The sequence below is a fragment of the Erwinia sp. E602 genome (genome assembly GCF_018141005.1).
Classification (GTDB): domain Bacteria; phylum Pseudomonadota; class Gammaproteobacteria; order Enterobacterales; family Enterobacteriaceae; genus Erwinia.
The window spans coordinates 2,486,607-2,505,095 of the sequence record NZ_CP046582.1; the positions used below are offsets into that span (position 1 = coordinate 2,486,607).

General features: G+C 58.9%; 14 protein-coding genes. 11 read left to right on the plus strand and 3 right to left on the minus strand.

Annotation, left to right across the window (positions count from 1 at the left end; genetic code table 11):
- Positions 1-28 precede the first annotated feature (28 nt).
- Positions 29-694, minus strand: a complete 666-nt coding sequence (gene pspA, locus GKQ23_RS12740) for a phage shock protein PspA (protein ID WP_056238250.1) — start codon at positions 692-694, stop codon at positions 29-31.
- Positions 695-867: 173 nt separating this feature from the next.
- Here pspA and pspF point away from each other — a divergent pair, with 173 nt between their 5' ends.
- The 8 genes from pspF to GKQ23_RS12780 all read left to right on the plus strand — a co-directional run bounded on the left by pspF (position 868) and on the right by GKQ23_RS12780 (position 10,433).
- A complete protein-coding gene (gene pspF / locus GKQ23_RS12745) occupies positions 868-1,899 on the plus strand; it encodes a phage shock protein operon transcriptional activator (protein ID WP_212408408.1) in 1,032 nt (343 codons plus the stop codon).
- A gap of 317 nt (positions 1,900-2,216) precedes the next feature.
- On the plus strand, positions 2,217-3,851 hold the full coding sequence (gene sapA, locus GKQ23_RS12750) for an ABC transporter substrate-binding protein SapA (RefSeq protein WP_212408409.1): 1,635 nt from the start codon (positions 2,217-2,219) through the stop codon (positions 3,849-3,851).
- The gene (sapB, locus tag GKQ23_RS12755) at positions 3,848-4,813 is read left to right on the plus strand and encodes a putrescine export ABC transporter permease SapB (RefSeq protein ID WP_056238254.1); all 966 of its coding nucleotides are present in this window, start codon (positions 3,848-3,850) and stop codon (positions 4,811-4,813) included. Before sapA ends, sapB begins: the two co-directional genes overlap by 4 nt.
- Positions 4,800-5,690, plus strand: a complete 891-nt coding sequence (sapC, locus tag GKQ23_RS12760) for a putrescine export ABC transporter permease SapC (RefSeq protein ID WP_056238256.1) — start codon at positions 4,800-4,802, stop codon at positions 5,688-5,690. Before sapB ends, sapC begins: the two co-directional genes overlap by 14 nt.
- The gene (sapD, locus tag GKQ23_RS12765) at positions 5,690-6,685 is read left to right on the plus strand and encodes a putrescine export ABC transporter ATP-binding protein SapD (protein ID WP_212408410.1); all 996 of its coding nucleotides are present in this window, start codon (positions 5,690-5,692) and stop codon (positions 6,683-6,685) included. Before sapC ends, sapD begins: the two co-directional genes overlap by 1 nt.
- Positions 6,682-7,488, plus strand: a complete 807-nt coding sequence (sapF, locus tag GKQ23_RS12770) for a putrescine export ABC transporter ATP-binding protein SapF (RefSeq protein ID WP_056238263.1) — start codon at positions 6,682-6,684, stop codon at positions 7,486-7,488. The genes sapD and sapF overlap by 4 nt, the downstream gene beginning before the upstream one ends.
- A gap of 244 nt (positions 7,489-7,732) precedes the next feature.
- On the plus strand, positions 7,733-8,866 hold the full coding sequence (locus GKQ23_RS12775; protein WP_212408411.1) for an oxidoreductase: 1,134 nt from the start codon (positions 7,733-7,735) through the stop codon (positions 8,864-8,866).
- Positions 8,867-9,638: 772 nt separating this feature from the next.
- The gene (locus tag GKQ23_RS12780; RefSeq protein WP_212408412.1) at positions 9,639-10,433 is read left to right on the plus strand and encodes a hypothetical protein; all 795 of its coding nucleotides are present in this window, start codon (positions 9,639-9,641) and stop codon (positions 10,431-10,433) included.
- Positions 10,434-10,474: 41 nt separating this feature from the next.
- On the opposite strand, the gene GKQ23_RS12785 is transcribed toward GKQ23_RS12780, so the two are convergent.
- Positions 10,475-11,365 carry a LysR family transcriptional regulator gene (locus GKQ23_RS12785; protein ID WP_212408413.1) on the minus strand — a complete coding sequence of 297 codons (891 nt, stop codon included), beginning with the start codon at positions 11,363-11,365 and terminating at the stop codon, positions 10,475-10,477.
- Positions 11,366-11,513: 148 nt separating this feature from the next.
- On the opposite strand from GKQ23_RS12785, the gene GKQ23_RS12790 reads away from it, so the two are divergent.
- Positions 11,514-11,693 carry a DUF2158 domain-containing protein gene (locus tag GKQ23_RS12790; protein ID WP_212408414.1) on the plus strand — a complete coding sequence of 60 codons (180 nt, stop codon included), beginning with the start codon at positions 11,514-11,516 and terminating at the stop codon, positions 11,691-11,693.
- A 123-nt stretch (positions 11,694-11,816) separates the two neighbouring features.
- Here the strand turns inward: GKQ23_RS12790 and GKQ23_RS12795 are convergent, their stop codons facing one another.
- Complete coding sequence (locus tag GKQ23_RS12795) at positions 11,817-13,406, minus strand: PTS transporter subunit EIIC (RefSeq protein ID WP_212408415.1); 1,590 nt, start codon at positions 13,404-13,406, stop codon at positions 11,817-11,819.
- Positions 13,407-13,643: 237 nt separating this feature from the next.
- Between GKQ23_RS12795 and GKQ23_RS12800 the strand changes: the two genes are divergently transcribed.
- Both GKQ23_RS12800 and GKQ23_RS12805 read left to right on the plus strand, forming a co-directional pair.
- Positions 13,644-15,950: an FdhF/YdeP family oxidoreductase gene (locus tag GKQ23_RS12800; protein WP_212408416.1), complete on the plus strand. Its 2,307-nt coding sequence runs from the start codon at positions 13,644-13,646 to the stop codon at positions 15,948-15,950.
- 95 nt (positions 15,951-16,045) lie between these two features.
- Positions 16,046-17,983 (plus strand): exoribonuclease II, encoded by a 1,938-nt coding sequence (locus GKQ23_RS12805; protein ID WP_212408417.1) that lies wholly within the window; start codon positions 16,046-16,048, stop codon positions 17,981-17,983.
- Positions 17,984-18,489: the final 506 nt, after the last annotated feature.

The following is an 18,489-nucleotide window of genomic DNA, read 5'->3' on the forward strand; positions in this document are numbered from 1 at the left end:
TCACTCTCCTTATGCACAGGGGTGCGGATTACTGGCCCGGGTTCATTCTGGCCTTCAGCGCGGCCAGCTGCTGGCTGATTTCATCGTCGGCCTGCAGATCGGCAAACTGCTGATCGAGACTTTTCTTTTTACCAAAGCTGTGGCTTTCCGCTTCGGCTTCCATATGGTCGATGCGGCGCTCAAAGGACTCGAAGCGGGCCATTGCCTGGTCCAGCTTACCGCTGTCCAGCTGACGACGCACGTCGCGGGATGACGAAGCCGCCTGGTGGCGCAGGGTCAGCGCCTGCTGGCGCGCGCGGGTCTCACCGAGTTTACTTTCCAGCTCGCCGATCTCGCCTTTCATCCGCGTCAGGCTCTCTTCCACCTGGTCGGCTTCCTGCTGCAGCAGCGCGATCAGCTCGGTCAGCTTCTGCTTTTCGATCAGCGCGGCGCGGGCCAGATCGTCTTTCTCTTTGCGCAGCGCCAGTTCGGCTTTTTCCTGCCATTCGCTCTGCTGGAGTTCCGCCTGCTCAATGCGGCGCAGCAGCTGTTTCTTCTCGGCCAGCGCGCGGGCAGAGGTGGAGCGCACTTCCACCAGCGTGTCTTCCATTTCCTGAATCATCAGTCGCACCAGCTTCTGCGGATCTTCTGCTTTTTCCAGCAGCGAGTTGATGTTGGCGTTAACGATGTCAGCAAAGCGTGAAAAAATTCCCATAAGTCAGTTCCTCTTTAACAACGGTATCAGGCAGAATGCCGTCCGGTCTGCATAACACCATTCAAAATCCGTGCCAGTTTTTATGTTATTGATTTTAAATAAACATTGCGCTTTACAGATTTCCACCACCCGACTAGATTAGTGATTATCACTAACAGATGGCGAAATTCATCATGTCTGAACGCGCAGAGACCCTGCTGGGTGAGTCGAATAACTTTCTTGAGGTGCTGGAGCAGGTTTCCCGGCTGGCTCCGCTGAATAAACCGGTGCTGGTGGTCGGTGAGCGCGGTACCGGCAAGGAGCTGATTGCCAGCCGCCTGCACTACCTCTCCGACCGCTGGCAGGGGCCGTTTGTCTCGCTCAACTGCGCGGCGCTGAACGAAAACCTGCTCGACTCCGAGCTGTTTGGCCATGAAGCCGGGGCGTTTACCGGCGCGCAAAAGCGCCATCTGGGCCGTTTTGAGCGCGCAGACGGCGGCACCCTGTTCCTGGATGAGCTGGCTACCGCGCCGATGCTGGTGCAGGAAAAACTGCTGCGGGTGATCGAGTACGGTCACCTGGAGCGGGTTGGTGGCAGCCAGCCGCTACAGGTCAGCGTGCGGCTGGTGTGCGCCACCAATGACGATCTGCCGCTGCTGGCCAGCCAGGGAAAGTTCCGCGCCGACCTGCTCGACCGGCTGGCCTTTGACGTGGTGCAGCTGCCGCCGCTGCGCCAGCGGCGCGGCGACATTCTGGTGATGGCGCAGCACTTTGCGATACAGATGTGCCGCGAACTCGGGCTGCCGCTGTTTGCCGGTTTTACCCCGGCGGCGGAGCAGACGCTGCTGGCGTATCGCTGGCCGGGCAACGTGCGCGAGCTGAAGAACGTTGTGGAACGCTCGGTGTACCGCCACGCCAGCGCCGAGCAGCCGCTCGACCACATTATTCTCAATCCGTTTGCCGCCAGCAGTTCCGCAGCGGCGCAGGATCGGGCCGCGCAGACAGAACCGGCGGCAGACCTTCCAGCCGAGGCTGCGGCGGCAGGGTTACCCCAGCTGCCGCTGGATCTGCGCCGGTGGCAGCATCAGCAGGAGCAGGCGCTGGTCACCGCCAGTCTGCAGCAGGCACGCTTTAACCAGAAGCGCGCCGCGGAGCTGCTTGGCGTAACCTATCATCAGTTCCGCGCGATGCTGAAAAAACACGATATTCAGGTGACTGAAGAGTAACAGGCGAAAAAAAACCCGCACAAGGCGGGCTGAAAAAATACTGGAAGCAATGTGAGCAATGTCGTGCCCCTCCCCGGTAGAGCCACCGGTGAAGCGCAGATGAATAATAATCATTCTCACTCCGATCTGTAAAGCCATTTGTTGAGAATTTTTCTCATCTCCACAGCAATTATGGGCGTATTTCATCCAGCACGTCGCGTAACCGGAGAATATTCTGACGGCTCGCGGTGGATTTTAACGCAGTTATCCCGGTGGGCTTTGGGTACGCACGCAGAGTGCTGTACACTGTGTTTATTGTCTGAAATATCAGAAGAGTTATGCGCCCACTATTCATCACCCTGCTTCTCTGCCTGAGCGTGCTTAGCGCCCCGGCACGATCCGCAACGCCCGGCGATATTCGTCAGAGCGGCTTTGTCTATTGCGTTAACGGCATGATAAATACCTTTAACCCGCAGATGGCCAACAGTGGCCTGGTGGTGGATACCCTCGCCGCGCAGCTTTACGACCGCCTGCTGGACGTTGACCCCTATACCTACCGGCTGGTGCCGGAACTGGCGGCAAGCTGGGAAGTGCTGGACAACGGTGCCACCTACCGTTTTCACCTGCGGCAGAACGTGCCCTTCCAGAAAACCCGCTGGTTCACCCCCAGCCGGAAGATGAACGCCGACGACGTGGTGTTCAGCTTTGGGCGCATGTTTAACCGCCAGCACCCGTGGCATAACGTCAACGGCGGCAGCTACCCCTATTTCGACAGCCTGCAGTTCGCCGACGCGGTGCAGAGTGTGAAAAAAATCGATAAATATACGGTTGAGTTTCGCCTGAACAGCCCGGATGCCTCGTTCCTCTGGCACCTTGCGACCCACTATGCGCCGGTGCTGTCGGCTGAGTACGCCGCGCGTCTGGACCAGACCGACCGCCAGGAGACGCTGGACCGCCAGCCGGTGGGCACCGGGCCGTTTATGCTTGAGGAGTATCGCGCCGGGCAGTATATCCGCCTGCAGCGTAATCCGGATTACTGGAAAGGCGTGCCGCGTATGCAGCAGGTGGTGGTCGACCTCGGTGCCGGCGGCACCGGGCGCCTGTCCAAACTGCTGACCGGCGAGTGTGACGTGCTGGCCTATCCGGCGGCCAGCCAGCTGTCGATCCTGCGCGACGATCCGCGCCTGCGGCTGACGCTGCGCCCGGGTATGAGCATCGCTTATCTGGCGTTTAACACCCGTAAAGCTCCGCTGGACCGGCCGGAGGTGCGCCAGGCGCTGGCGCTGGCGATCAATAATGAACGGTTGATGGAGTCAATTTATTACGGCACCGCCGAGACCGCCGCGACGATCCTGCCGCGCGCCTCCTGGGCCTACGATAACGACGCCCGCGTCACGCCGTATAATCCGCAGGCCTCGCGCGAGGCGCTGAAGTCGCTGGGGGTGGAGGATCTGCACCTGACGCTGTGGGTCCCTTCCGCTTCGCAGGCGTGGAACCCCAGCCCGATGAAAACCGCCGAACTGCTGCAGGCCGACCTGGCGCAGGTGGGCGTTAAGGTCACCATCGTACAGGTCGAGGGGCGTTTTCAGGAAGCCCGGCTGATGGAGATGAATCACGACCTGACGCTGACCGGCTGGGCCACCGACAGTAACGACCCGGACAGCTTCTTCCGCCCGCTGCTGAGCTGCGCGGCGATCGCCTCGCAGACCAACTACGCCCACTGGTGCAATTCCGGCTTCGACGAGCTGCTGCACAAGGCGCTGCTCTCACAACAGCTGGCGAACCGCATTGAATATTACGACCAGGCGCAGACGCTGCTCTCCCGCGAGCTGCCGGTGCTGCCGCTGGCCTACTCGCTGCGCCTGCAGGCCTATCGCTACGATATCAAAGGACTGGTACTGAGCCCGTTCGGCAACGCCTCGTTTGCCGGCGTGTACCGTGAAGCTGACGGCGCAGAGGAGCACCCACGATGATTATCTACACCCTGCGCCGGCTGGTGCTGTTCATGGTCACGCTGTTTATGCTGACGCTGGTCGGCTTCAGCCTCAGCTATTTTACCCCGCACGCCCCGCTGCAGGGCGCGTCGCTGTTTGACGCCTGGCTGTTCTGGTTTAAAGGCATCGTGCAGCTCGATTTTGGCGTCTCCAGCATTAACGGTCAGTCAATCAACCAGCAGCTGCGTGAGGTGTTTCCGGCCACCCTGGAGCTGTGCTTTATGGCCTTTGCGCTGGCGATGCTGGTCGGCATCCCGCTGGGGATGGTCGCCGGGGTGATGCGCAACAAGTGGCAGGATAAGGCGATCAGCGCCGTGGCGCTGCTCGGTTTCTCGGTACCGGTGTTCTGGCTGGCGCTGCTGCTGACGCTGTTCTTCTCACTGAACCTGGGCTGGCTGCCGGTCTCCGGCCGTTTCGATCTGCTCTACCCGGTGCAGAACGTCACCGGCTTTGCGCTGATTGACGCCTGGCTGAGTGATTCGCCGTGGCGGCATGAGATGATCCTCAGCGCGCTGACCCATATGGTGCTGCCGGTCACCGCGCTGGCGGTGGCCCCGACCACCGAAGTGATCCGCCTGCTGCGCATCAGCACCCGGGAAGTGATGGAGAAGAACTATGTCAAAGCCGCCGCCACTCGCGGTTTGTCCCTGTTCACCATTATCCGCCGCCACGTGCTGCATAACGCGGTGCCGCCGGTGATCCCGCGCCTCGGGCTGCAGTTCTCCACCATGCTGACGCTGGCGATGATCACCGAGATGGTGTTCAGCTGGCCCGGTCTCGGCCGCTGGCTGATCGGCGCCATCCGTCAGCAGGATTACGCCGCCATCTCCGCCGGCGTGATGGTGGTCGGTGCGCTGGTGATCGCCGTCAACGTGCTGGCCGATATTCTCGGTGCCATGCTGACGCCATTGAAGCATAAGGAGTGGTATGCCCAGCGATAACGTCTACTCTGAACAGCGTCAGCCCAGCCCGCTGCGTTACACCTGGGGGCTGTTCTACCGCGATACCACGGCGATGGTGGGCTTTTATGCCTTTATCGCGCTGCTGCTGCTGTGCCTGGCCGGCGGCCTGCTGGCCCCTTATGATATAGACCAGCAGTTTTTAGGCTTCCAGCTGCTGCCGCCGTCGTGGTCACACTACGGCGACGTGTCGTTTTTCCTCGGCACCGACGATCTCGGCCGCGACCTGCTGAGCCGGCTGTTAAGCGGTGCGGCACCCACCGTCGGTTCGGCGATACTGGTGACGCTGGCGGCGGCGTTCTGTGCCATGCTGCTGGGGGTGCTGGCCGGGCTGACCCGAGGTTTACGTTCGGCGGTGCTCAACCATATCCTCGATACGCTGCTGTCGATCCCGTCGCTGCTGCTGGCAATTATCGTGGTGGCGTTTCTGGGTCCGCGTCTGGAGCATGCGCTGCTGGCGGTGTTCCTCGCGCTGCTGCCTCGGCTGGTGCGCGCCATTTACAGTGCGGTACACGACGAGCTGGAGAAAGAGTACGTGGTGGCGGCCCGGCTGGACGGTGCCAGCAGCCTCGATATACTCTGGCACGCTATCCTGCCGAATATTCTGGCACTGTTGATCACCGAATTTACCCGCGCGCTGTCGATGGCAATCCTCGACATTGCGGCCCTGGGCTTCCTCGATCTCGGCGCGCAGCTGCCCTCGCCGGAGTGGGGAGCAATGCTCGGCGATTCGCTGGAGCTGATCTACGTGGCCCCGTGGACGGTGATGCTGCCGGGCGCGGCGATTATGCTGAGCGTGCTGATCGTTAATCTGCTGGGTGACGGCATCCGCCGCGCCATCGTTGCGGGGGTGGAGTAATGCCGCTACTGGACATTCGTAATCTGACCATTGAGTTTATGACCGCTGACGGCCCGGTGAAGGCGGTGGACCGCGTCAGCATCACCCTGACGGAAGGCGAGATCCGCGGCCTGGTCGGCGAGTCGGGTTCAGGGAAAAGCCTGATTGCCAAGGCGATCTGCGGCGTGACCAAAGACAACTGGCGGGTAACGGCGGACCGCATGCGCTTTGACGATATCGACCTGCTGCACCTGTCGCCGCGCGAGCGGCGTAAGATCATTGGTCACAATATTTCGATGATTTTTCAGGAGCCACAGTCGTGCCTCGATCCGTCAGCACGCGTCGGCACCCAGATTAAGCAGGCCATTCCCGGCTGGACCTGGAAAGGCCGCTGGTATCAGCGCTTCCGCTGGCGTCACCGCCGCGCCATCGAGCTGCTGCACCGGGTGGGCATTAAAGATCATAAAGACATCATGCGCAGCTACCCTTATGAGATCACCGAGGGGGAGTGCCAGAAGGTGATGATCGCCATTGCGCTGGCCAACCAGCCGCGCCTGCTGATCGCCGACGAGCCCACTAACGCCATGGAGCCGACCACTCAGGCGCAGATTTTCCGCCTGCTGACGCGGCTTAATCAGAATAACAACACCACCATTTTGCTGATCAGCCACGACCTGCAGATGCTCAGCCAGTGGGCCGACCGCATCAACGTGATGTACTGCGGGCAGACGGTGGAGTCGGCGGCCAGCGACGCGCTGATCGCCGCGCCGCATCACCCTTATACCCAGGCGCTGATCCGTGCCATGCCTGACTTTGGCCGCGCGCTGCCGCACAAAAGCCGCCTGAATACCCTGCCGGGCGCGATCCCGTCGCTGGAACACCTGCCGATCGGCTGCCGGCTGGGGCCGCGCTGCCCCTATGCGCAGAAAACCTGCATCGCCACGCCGCGGCTCAGCGGGCCGAAGGCCCACCTGTTTGCCTGCCACTTCCCGCTGAATATGGAGAGCCAGCCATGAGTGAAACGCTGCTGGAAGTGCGCGGGCTGAGTAAAACCTGGCGCTACCGCACCGGCCTGTTCCATCGTCAGCACGTTGAGGCGGTGAAGGCGGTCAGCTTTACGCTGCGCGAGCGGCAAACGCTGGCGATTATCGGCGAAAACGGCTCCGGTAAGTCGACGCTGGCGAAGATGCTCAGCGGCATGGTCGCCCCGAGCACCGGACAGATCCTGATCGACGGGCACCCGCTGGAGTTCGGCGACTATGGCTATCGCAGCCAGCGCATCCGCATGATTTTTCAGGACCCGTCCACCTCGCTGAACCCGCGTCAGCGCATCAGTCAGATCCTTGACTTACCCCTGCGGCTGAACACCGAGCTGGACGCCGACGCGCGGGAGAAACGCATTATCGCCACCCTGCGCCAGGTCGGGCTGCTGCGCGACCACGCCGCCTATTATCCGCATATGCTGGCACCGGGTCAGCAGCAACGCGTTGGCCTGGCGCGTGCGCTGATCCTGCAGCCGCAGGTGATCGTGGCCGATGAGGCGCTGGCGTCGCTGGATATGTCGATGCGCTCACAGCTGATTAACCTGATGCTTGAGCTGCAGCAGAAACACGGCATCGCCTATATCTACGTTACCCAGCATCTGGGGATGATGAAGCATATCAGCGACCAGCTGCTGGTGATGCATCAGGGGGAGGTGGTGGAGCGCGGCAGCACCGCCGACGTGCTGGCCTGCCCGATGCACGAACAAACCAAACGCCTGATCTCCAGCCACTTTGGTGAAGCGTTAACCGCTGACGCCTGGCGTAAAGACCGCTGATCTGACGGGCGGTCGCCGCTGGCTGCCCGACTTACTGTACCGCCTGTACCTCGCCTTCCCCACTTTCCGTCCTTCTGTCTGCCTGCATGCGTCTGCCTTATAGCTATCCGCTATTTGTTAGCACCGATCATTATTTCGTTCGCCAGCCGGCTTAGGTCAGGATACTGAAGCCATTCAGACCCGCCGCCGCGTCGTGCCCTTCACCACCACGGCAGCGGGTCAGTTAACTCAACAAGGACTGATCATGGAACAACGCCGCCTTCCCGGCAACAGCCAGTGGTATCATGAAACCCAGACCAGCCTGCCCACGCAGCGCGCGCCGCTGGTGCCTGAAGCTGCCAACGTTGAAGACCGTTTTCTGCTTGGTCTTGGGCAGCAGGCGAACGGCGAACTGAATACCCTTCTGCAACGGGCAGAACCGGTGATGCACGCCTCACGGGATCTTTACCCGCTGCTGTTCCCCGACCTGCTGAACACCAGCCTGACCCATACGCTCACCCTCTATGACCGGTTATGTACCGCGCTGACCGTGGCGCAGGTTGCCGGTGTGCAGCGTTTGTGCAACCACTATGCGGCGCGGCTGAACCCACTGCCGGGCCCGGACTCCTCACGCGAAAGCAACCGCCGTCTGACGCAGATCACCGAGTATGCCCGCCAGCTGGCCGGGCAGCCGACGCTGATCGATGCCGCCGCGCTGCAGCGGCTGGACGACGCGGGCCTGACCGCGCCGGATATCGTTACCTTCAACCAGATTATCGGCTTTGTCTGCTGGCAGGCGCGGGTGGTGGCTGGCATTCATGCATTCATGGCGCTGCCGGTGCGCTGGATCCCGGGCGTTGCCGTGCCGCCAGATGCCGATGCGTCCTGCCTTCAACCCGGCGACTGGCAGCCTGCCCTGCCGCCGCTGGAGCCACGCTATGCGGCGGCGGATCAGCTGGTGGCCATTAACAGCAGCGCGCCGCTGGGGCTGCCGGAGGCCGCCTGCTGGCTGTTTGCACACGACGGCAGGGTGCTTTCCGGCTGGAGCGCGCTGCTGGCGGCGCTGGCGGCGTCACAGCAAACGGCAGAAACACGGTTGGCGGCAGCCGTGGCATCACGCATCAACGGCAGCGCCGGCTGCTTTTACCGCTACCCTGAAGGCGCGTTGCGCGATGCGCTGGCCGAAGGCGTGGATCGGGCGCTGCACTTAGCCACACCGGTTGAACAGGCGGTGATTAACCTGGCCGCCCAGCTGACACGTTCCCCGGAGCGCTTCAGCGCTGCACATCTGCAGCCGCTGCGCGACGCCGGATTAAGCGATGGCCGGGTGTTAGCGGCGGTATTAAGCGCGGCGGCAGCCAGCTGGGGCAACCGGCTGATGCAGGGGTTGGGTTTATAATTTTTACTCAGTTCGCGACGCAAATACCCGTCATTAAGTCCGGGAGTATATTCCTGTCGTACTTCTCTGCTAACTGAGTTGGGTATATCTCTCAGACTTACTCGAACTGAAAGGAGCACCATGATGCTCCTTTCATTTTATGCAGGAACTGGAATACACGGCTATTAATCGTCAAGTTATGCATGGTTTAGCAGCCCTGTGCCGCTCAGGGCCGACGAAACTTGTATCAATCTTTGACTTAAAGACAGAGAGCCACCCCCAATGCCCTTTCCAATCGAATTCTTCAGCACGCCTTAAAAAAGAATAAAATATCGCAACACTCCATTCCCACCTATTACGACAACCAAAAAAACCTTAAACAGGTGCAACCACAAGCCTTTTAACAACAGCACTTCCGCAACGTGACAATCACATTTAAATGCCTTATCATGGCTCATAAAAATGCATAATGTGATTTTAATTTAATTCAGAATTTCGCGTATTAATAACGATCAACATACAACTTTAATCACAGAGGACGTGAATAGAATTTTAATAACTTGCTCTTAAAGTCGCTTCATCTGGTCGTTTAACCACCCCACATGCAGCAAGATATTCAGTACACCGGTAGGCAGGTCAAAGCCCATAAGTGTTGATTAAAAATAAATCAAGAACAATGATGACATCTATCTACAATGTATAACCATTTTTCTATGGAAGCAATTTTTTCGGTTACCTCTCCACGATTCCAACAGAAAAAAATTTAACATTTTGAAAAAGATAAGGATATCAAATGCAATACATTAAAAAAATCAGAGGTGGGCTCTTATCCCTCATTTTAGTGACAACCCCAGCATTAACTAAACCCGTCAACTATTCCCAATGGCCAAAAACCCCATTAAATATAACAACAACCTTCATGAAAAGGTCTAACGATCACTGGTTAATGAATATAACTAATATAACTTTAAATTATGACACCTCCAGAAAAATATGCCCCAGAACAGGCTGCACACTCTACATCTATGATGAAAAAGCAGGTCCGATCTTGTTTTTAAACCTCACCAGCCTCACTCAACACCGATCATGGGAGTCGGCTTCATCGGTCGCCGCAGAGTTACATGGTTTTTCGCAACAATTCTATAACCCTGATCTCGGCGGTGATTACACCGTTCATTTCGAATTAAATTATATAGGCGGTAAAGAAACGCTCGAAATTATAAATGGAAAACTACCACCAACAAAAAACAGTTGCAGTATCCGTGAAAAAAGTTATGTACTGGACCATAAAACTCTACCTGCAGATAATCTTAACGGCAACACTACATCGCTAACGGCTAATATCAGCTGCGAACTACCTGCCTCCGTTACGATAACAGCGTCAGATAACGCTGGTTTGAGCAAAATAAACCTGGCGCCGGGGCTGGGTGCAAGACTAAAAATCAACAGCAGAGACGGTGCAGACGGCGTTCAGGTCAATAATCAGAAAGAGATCTCTTTTACACTCTCTTCAACGCTGGAAAATACCTCTGCCATCTCAGCTGGTGATTATAAAAGCTCAGGGATCCTTAAAATTGAATTCCAGTAGTCATTACTTTCATTTTTAAATTGATGGTAACTGAATGAGGTTCAAACTGATCCACGCACCGCATCAAAAAAGTGCTGCGCCAGCGGCGTAGCGCGTCCGGGTTCAGCAATAACAATGGCGGCCTGCCGTGACATCGGCGGTACGCTTATAACCCGGCGCTGCAGTTCTCCGGTCATACCTGGCAGCAATTGCCCCACCGGAGAGAGCAGGCAGCCCAACCCGACCTGGGTTGCCTGCAACAGCTGAAACACCGAGGTGGTTTCCAGTACCACCCTTGGCGTTACACCGGCCTCGCGGAAGTGTCCATCAAGATAGCGGCGGAAATAGCGCGTGGGTTCGGCCAGGCACAGCGGTACACCAGCCAGTCCACCCAGCGTCAGCGGCTCGTTCCCCATCAGCTGTGGAAACTGCTGTGGGTGGTACAGCAACTCTACGCCCTTATCCGCCACCCGCTCCGCCTGAAAATGCAGTTCACGTAACGTCGCCAGCTCGAAGAAACCGATGCCTGCATCTACGGTGTGGCTGTTCAGCGCCTCAAGCAGCTGATCGGCGCTGAGCACCGCCACGCGATAATCCAGCTGCGGGTAGCGGCCGCTGACCGCCTTTAGCAGTTCCGGCAGCGAAATGCTGCACTGCGGCACCACGCCAATGCGCAGCGTGCCGCTGACGCCGTGCTTCAGTGATTCCACCTCCAGCTTCAGCCCCTGATAGACGGAAACCATCTCACGCGCCCAGGCCAGCACCCGCTCCCCCTCCGGCGTAAATCCGTCAAAGTTGTTGCTGCGGTTAATCAGCGACAGCCCCAGCTCGCGCTCCAGATTTTTCAGGCGCATAGAGAGCGTTGGCTGGCTGACAAAGCTGGCCTCGGCGGCGCGGCCAAAGTGGCGCTCGCGCTCAAGATTGACAAGGTAGGTTAATTGCTTGATGTCCAATGCGTCGGGCTTCCTGAATAATTCATCGGGCTTACGGACTTTAACGGCTGGTGGGCGAAGTTATCGCCAGCTGACGACAATTTTGCGGGACGGATAAATACGTTGCTATAGTTAACCGACATTTTATCGGTTTTTTAAGGAGAGAGACATGTTTAAAGCAGGTGATTTCGTTCAAGGCAAAACCGGCGGCCCGAAAATGGTGGTGCTGGCCGTTCACGGCGACACGCTTAGCTGCGCGCGCGCCAGCGACGCAGAAAAAAAACCGTTCGATGTCGCGGTGGATAGCGTTAATCTTTACCACGAAGACGGCGATTTCGGCGTTTGCTGATCGCCAGACCAGTCGGCGCAGGCCCCACAGACCGGCGCACTCAGTGAGCTGCCTGTGAGACGCGTTCGATAACCGCCGATAGCCGATAGCGTAAAGACCTCTACCGACAGGCGGTGTAATGGATCAGCCGATCCCCAGCGCCGCCTTCACCTCCGCCGCAATTTTCTCCACCTGTGGGCCATAAATCACCTGCACATCGTGCTCACTGACATGCCTGACGCCGTTGGCCCCGGTTGTCATCAGCGTTTCATCAGCCACCTGCTGCATATCGTTTACCCTAACCCGTAGCCGGGTGAAGCAGCAGTCCACGTCACTAATGTTCTCCGCACCGCCCAGCCCGCTGATAATGGTTTTAATCCGCTCGTCGGCTGACACCGTTGCCGCCGGCTCCTGATCCGCTGACTCTCGCCCCGGTGTCTCTACCCGCATACGCCTGATGATAAAGGTAAAGCTGTAGTAATAGACCGGCAGGTAGACCAGCCCCAGAACAATGCTCCACCACCAGGCGGTCTTACTGCCACCGAGAATACCGAACACCACCAGGTCGATCGCCCCGCCCTGTATGTTGCCGATCATCAGGTGCATCAGCGACATCAGCATAAACGACAGGCCACTCAGCACGGCATGCAGGATGTAGAGCACCGGCGAAACGAAGATAAAACAGAACTCCAGCGGTTCGGTAATGCCGGTGCTGAAAGAGGTCAGCGCCCCGGCCAGCATGAGTGCCTTGACCCGCTGCTTTTCTGCAGGGCGTGCGCAGCGGTAAATCGCCAGTGCGGCGGCGGGCAGGCCAAACATCATCACCGGAATTTTTCCCTGCGCCAGAAAACGTGTGGCCTCACGCACCGTGTCATCCGGCACGCTGCCCGGGTGGGTCAGCGAGGCATTGAAGATATTCAGTGCGCCGACCAGCGTTTGTCCGTCTACCGTGGCCACACCACCAATAGGGGTAAAGCGCACGGTTTCATTGAGGATATGATGCAGGCCGGTGGGGATCAGCAGCCGCTCGCTGCTGCCATAAAGAAAGGCGCCATACTGGCCGCTTTTGCCAATCAGCTCGCCGACCCAGGCAATGCCGTTGCCGATGGTCGGCCAGATCAGCGCCAGCAGAACGCCGGCCAGCGGCAGCACCAGCACGGTAACGATCGGTACAAAGCGACGCCCGCCGAAGAAGGCGATCGCCGTTGGCAACTGCACGGTGTAGCAATGGTTGTGAATGACCACGGTCAGCAGGCCAGCTATCACCCCACCCAGGACACTCATGTTATAGGTAAAGATACCAAGCATCTGGATATATTCCGCCGCCTGCATCATTGCGGCAGTTTGATCCATCCCCTGCTGCTGCAGCGCCGCCGGGGTGGTGGTGGCTGCGGTCAGCCCCTGTGCTGCCAGAGTGGCGCTTACGCCGACGTGCATAACGATAAAACCAATCGCCGCAGCAAAAGCGGCGGTGGGCTTTTCCGCCTTTGCCAGACCAATGGCACTGGCCACGGCGAAGAACAGCGGCAGATTGGCAAACAGTGCGCCAGCCACCTTGCGAATAAAGCCAATAATCAGCTGCGGCAGCGGCAGGCCAGCGAAGGCTTCGCCGGTAATGGCCGGGTTTTGTAGCGCGGCGGCCACACCAAGAAAGATACCGGCGGCGGCGATCACCGAAATCGGCATCATAAGTGCTTTTCCAAAGGCATGAACGTTACTGGCGAACTGTTTCATCTGGCCCCCTGCGCTGACGTTGAGCGTTAAGTATTAGCCCGGGTGGCGCTTCTGGCGCGTTTCCGGCGGCTAAACGGCAGCCATTTTTTGAGGAGCATCACATTTTTTAGCCTCTGACGATAAACATCAGCTATCGCTTCATCGCCCTAATCAATTAGACAAGCCGGTTACCGGCTCGCAAAATTCAGGCAAACAAACCATAACTTCATAACAACTATTCAACACAAGCCTGCCATCATGAAATTTAAAGAAGCGATTAAGCCCTATCAGGCCGCAGCCGGCGGCTGGGGTTCACTGGAAGCCACCACCCGTTTTGTCTTTGACAGTAAGCAGGTGATCAAGAACATGCGTAACCTGATGCGCATGAACAAAGCCAAAGGTTTTGACTGCCCGGGCTGTGCCTGGGGCGATGACAATAAAAGCACCTTCAGCTTCTGCGAAAACGGCGCCAAGGCGGTGACCTGGGAAGCCACCCGCCGCCATATCGGTGCAGAGTTCTTCGCCCAGTACAGCGTCAGCCAGCTTTACCAGCAAAGTGATTACTTTCTTGAATATCAGGGCCGTCTGACCGAACCGCTGCGCTACAACCGTGAAACCGACCATTACGAGCCCATCAGCTGGGATAACGCCTTCGCGCTGATCGCCCGCCATGTCCACGCGATGGATAATCCCCATCAGATGGAGCTGTACACTTCCGGCCGCGCCAGTAACGAAGCCTCCTGGCTCTATCAGCTGTTTGGTCGCCTGAACGGCAGCAATAACTTCCCCGACTGTTCGAACATGTGCCATGAGGCCAGCGGCACCGGTCTGAAGCGCAGCATCGGCGTCGGTAAGGGCACCATTCGTCTGGATGACTTTGACCACGCCAGTGCGATCTTCGTTTTCGGACAAAACCCGGGCACCAACCACCCGCGTATGCTGCACAGCCTGCGCCACGCCGCCGACAACGGCGCGAGCATCGTCACCTTCAATACCCTGCGCGAACGCGGCCTTGAGCGCTTTGCCGACCCGCAGAAGCCGCTGGAAGTGGTCACCAGCATGGCCGGCCAGATCAGTTCCAGCTACTATCAGCCCAACCTCGGCGGCGATATGGCCGCGGTGCGCGGCATGGTCAAGGTGCTGGCAGAGACCCATCGCGCCCGCCTCGCCGCAGGGGAAAGCGGCCTGTTTGACCAGGCCTTTATCAGCGCCAATACCGAGGGCGTGGAGGCATACCTGGCCACCGTTGATGCCACTCCGTGGTCGCATATTGTGAGCCAGTCCGGCCTGAGCGAGCAGCAGATCCGCGAAGCGGCCACCCTCTACCAGAACGCCGAACGGGTGATCTGTACCTGGGCGATGGGCATCACCCAGCATAAACATTCGGTAGATACGGTCCGCGAAATCGTTAACCTGCAGCTGCTGTTTGGTCAGCTGGGCAAAAAAGGTGCCGGCCTGTGCCCGGTGCGCGGCCACAGCAACGTGCAGGGCAACCGTACAATGGGCATCGATGAGAAGCCCTCAAAGGCATTCCTTGACAGCCTCGGCAGCCATTTTGACTTTGAGCCGCCGCGCGAACCCGGCCACAACACCGTTGAAGCGCTGGAAGCGATGCTGCGCGATGAGATTAAGGTGCTGATCGCCCTCGGCGGCAATCTGGCGGCAGCCGCGCCGGACAGTCCGCGTACCGAGCAGGCGCTGAAGCGCTGCGGTTTAACGGTGCAGATCAGTACCAAGCTGAACCGCAGCCACCTGTGCCCCGGCGCGGTGGACGCGCTGATCCTGCCGACCCTTGGCCGTACCGAGCAGGATCTGCAGGCCAGCGGCCCGCAGTTTATTACCGTCGAGGACTCGTTCAGCATGGTGCACGCCTCGGAAGGGGTGGGTAAACCGATCGCCGACACCCAGCGCTCGGAAACCTGGATCGTCGCCGGTATCGCCAACGCGGTGCTGGGCAGTGCGAAGGTCGACTGGCAGGGGCTGGCCGATGACTACGGCAGGATCCGTGAACATATTGCGGCGACCATTCCCGGCTTCAGCGACTTTAACGCCAAATGCGATCTGAAGGGCGGCTTCTACCTTGGCAACGCCGCCGCCGAACTGCGCTTTACTACCCTGCATGAGAAGGCGCAGTTTAGCGCCGCCGCCCTGCCCGACTCGCTGTTCCCGCCGCTGGCCGAGGCGGTGCCTTATACGCTGCAGACGTTACGCTCCCACGATCAGTACAATACCACCATTTATGGCCTTGATGACCGTTACCGCGGCGTGTATGGCCAGCGCGAGGTGCTGTTTATCAACGCGGAAGATATGCAGCGCCAGGGGCTGGCCGCAGGCGACCTGGTGGATATTGAAACGCTGTGGAATGATGGCATTACCCGTAAAGTCAGCGGCTTTAAGCTGGTGCCTTACGCCATCCCGCGCGGCAACCTCGCCGCCTACTATCCGGAAACCAATCCGCTGGTGCCGCTCTCAAGCTTTGGCGACGGTAGCGGTACGCCAACCTCTAAGTCGGTGCCGGTGAAAATCAGCCTGTCGCCGCAGGTGCCGGGGCTGCGCATCGCCTGACGTAAAGCCGGGATTTCCCGGCTTTTTACTTGCCGCTGCGCGGTTAATCGCGTAAAACTGTCTGCCGCACTTAGGCCACGAAAACTGTTGAGATTATGTTCCAGGATAACCCGCTGCTCGCGCAGCTCAAAGAGAAACTCCACTCCCAGACGCCGCGTGTTGAGGGTGTGGTAAAAGGCACTGAGAAAGGCTTTGGCTTCCTGGAAGTCGACGCACAGAAAAGCTACTTTATTCCGCCGCCGTTTATGAAAAAAGTCATGCACGGTGACCGCGTCTCCGCGGTGCTGCAGACCGATAAGGATCGTGAAGTTGCCGATCCGGAAACGCTGATTGAGCCGTTCCTGACGCGCTTTGTTGGCCGGGTGCAGAAGAAAGATGACCGCCTGTCGATCGTTCCCGATCATCCGCTGCTGAAAGATGCCATCCAGTGCCGCGCCGAGCGTGACGTGAAGCATGACTTCCAGACCGGTGACTGGGCGGTGGCCGAGATGCGCCGCCATCCGCTGAAGGGCGACCGCACCTTCTACGCTGAACTGACCGAATTTATCACCACCGGTGACGATCACCTGGCACCGTGGTGGGTGACACTGTCACGCCATACGCTGGAGCGTGAAGCTCCGGACGTCGCTACCCCGGAAGAGATGCTTGACGAGTGCCTGCCGCGCGAAGACCTTACCGGCCTGGACTTCGTAACCATCGACAGCGCCAGCACCGAAGATATGGACGATGCGCTGTATGTGGAAGAAACGGCAGAAGGCAACCTGCTGCTGACCATCGCCATTGCCGACCCGACCGCCTATGTGCCGGTGGGCAGCAAGCTGGATGCGATCGCCGCCGGACGCGCCTTTACCAACTATCTGCCGGGCTTCAATATTCCGATGCTGCCGCGCCAGCTGTCTGACGACATCTGCTCGCTGCGCCCGAACGTGCGCCGCCCGGTGCTGGCCTGCCGCGTGACGCTGGCCGCCGACGGTACGCCGCAGGGTGAACCGCACTTCTTCGCCGCCTGGATCGAATCGAAAGCCAAACTGGCCTATGACAACGTCTCAGACTGGCTGGAGAACAGCGGCGACTGGCAGCCGGAATCAGAAGCCATCGCACAGCAGATCCGCCTGCTGCATAAGGTGTGCCTGGCACGCTGCGAATGGCGCCAGACCCACGCGCTGGTGTTCAAGGACCGCCCTGACTTCCGCTTCCTGCTGGGCGAAAAAGGCGAAGTGCTGGACATCATTGCCGAGCACCGCCGCATCGCCAACCGTATCGTGGAAGAGTCGATGATCCTTGCCAACGTCTGCGCCGCCAGCGTGCTGCGCGACAAGCTGGGCTTCGGCATCTACAACGTTCACCTCGGCTTTGACGCGCTGAACGCCGAACAGGCCGCCGCCGTGCTGGCCAACCACGGCGTCACCGCTGACCCGCAGGCGATCGCCACGCTGGAAGGCTTCCGCGTACTGCGCCGCGAGCTGGACACCCATCCGACCCAGTTCCTCGACAGCCGCATCCGTCGTTTCCAGTCGTTTGCCGAAGTCAGCACCACGCCGGGGCCGCACTTTGGCCTTGGCCTGGACGCGTACGCCACCTGGACCTCACCGATCCGTAAGTATGGCGATATGGTCAACCATCGTCTGTTGAAAGCCATTATCAAAGGCGAGCCGGCGGAAAAACCTGCCGACGAGCTGACGGTGAAGATGGCTGAGCGCCGCCGCCAGAACCGCATGGCCGAGCGTGACGTGGGCGACTGGCTCTACTCGCGCTTCCTGCAGAATGCGGCCGGCAGCGAGCAGCGTTTCAGCGCCGAAGTGATCGACGTTTCACGCGGTGGCATGCGCGTGCGCCTGCAGGATAACGGCGCGGTGGCCTTTATCCCGGCGCCGTTCATTCACGCGGTGCGTGATGAGCTGGTGTGCAGCAACGAAAACGGTACGGTGATGGTGAAAGGTGAAGTCGCCTACCGCGTTACCGACCTGATTGAGGTCACCATCGCCGAAGTGCGTATGGAGACCCGCAGCATCGTGGCCCGCCCGGCTGCCTGATGACGTTTAGCAGCGGGCCGGCTCTGGCTGGCCCGCTGCCTTACCTGCCGTGATGTTGTCATCCACTTCTGCTGCCGTGTCATCCTGCTCTGCTCTCCCGGATTCATTCCCTCCTTCTTAGTACGCGGCCCGAACCTGCGACCCTGACCGATGCACCTTTAGCCATTGTCTGTTGCGCGCAGCGCGAGAAAAATTGCAGATAACTGCCATAAACTATTAAGCTATTCCGATGTTAACAGTGCTGTTATCGGACCAGCACCACGCTGGCCGCTGGCGTCTGGCCACCCCGACATAAAATAATTGCTGTTTCCTGCCCCCTCCACAGAAAGCCTGGAGTGAATAAGGCTTATAGGTTCTGATGAGTCAGGCCAGCGGCATGCTGATGAAATATTCTTGTTAACCTATTGAATAAAAAGAACACTAACGGTATTTTCAGTTAACTGAATTCAGACACACCCCGTGGCGACCTTCCTTAATGATTGATCCGGTGCCTTATCCGCGCGATC